The sequence below is a fragment of the Pseudomonas sp. 43(2021) genome, assembly GCF_017490805.1.
GTDB lineage: Bacteria > Pseudomonadota > Gammaproteobacteria > Pseudomonadales > Pseudomonadaceae > Aquipseudomonas.
Genome location: NZ_JAFGYJ010000353.1, coordinates 1 through 491 on the forward strand (window position 1 = coordinate 1; position 491 = coordinate 491).

The window sequence follows — 491 nt, forward strand, 5'->3', positions numbered from 1 at the left end:
GGGTCTGTCACTATGCAAGCGTTTTGCCGCCCTGCTCGGCGGTGAAGTCGGGGTAGACAGTACGCCGGGCGTGGGCTCGACGTTCTTTGTCATCATCCCGCTGGCAATCGCTCTGGAGAACGTCGATGAATCGTGACATCCGCCTGTTGATCGTCGATGACAACGTCGCCACCCGTTACGCCCTGCGCCGACGCCTGGAGCGCCACGGCTACACGGTGCTCGAAGCCGGCACCGGCGCTGAAGGCCTGGCACAAGCCGCGCTGAGCAAACCGGACCTGGTGGTGCTTGATCTCGGCCTGCCGGACATGGACGGTCAGCAGGTCCTGCGCGAACTGCGCGAGTGGGCGACCACGCCGGTGCTGGTGCTGTCGGTGCGTGCCAGTGAAGGGCAGAAGGTCGAAGCGCTGGATGGCGGCGCCAATGACTACGTGACCAAGCCGTTCGGCATTCAGGAATTTCTCGCCCGAGTCCGCGCGTTGTTGCGTCAGGCC

At 64.6% G+C, this 491-nt stretch carries 1 protein-coding gene and 1 pseudogene; both read left to right on the forward strand.

Annotation, left to right across the window (positions count from 1 at the left end; all coding sequences use genetic code 11):
• A pseudogene (locus J5M71_RS29460) lies at nucleotides 1–136 on the forward strand (histidine kinase); the annotation flags it as partial.
• A partial coding sequence (locus J5M71_RS27600) for a response regulator (RefSeq protein ID WP_207838737.1) occupies nucleotides 126–491 on the forward strand: 366 nt, incomplete at its 3' end. The pseudogene J5M71_RS29460 and the gene J5M71_RS27600, both read left to right, overlap by 11 nt.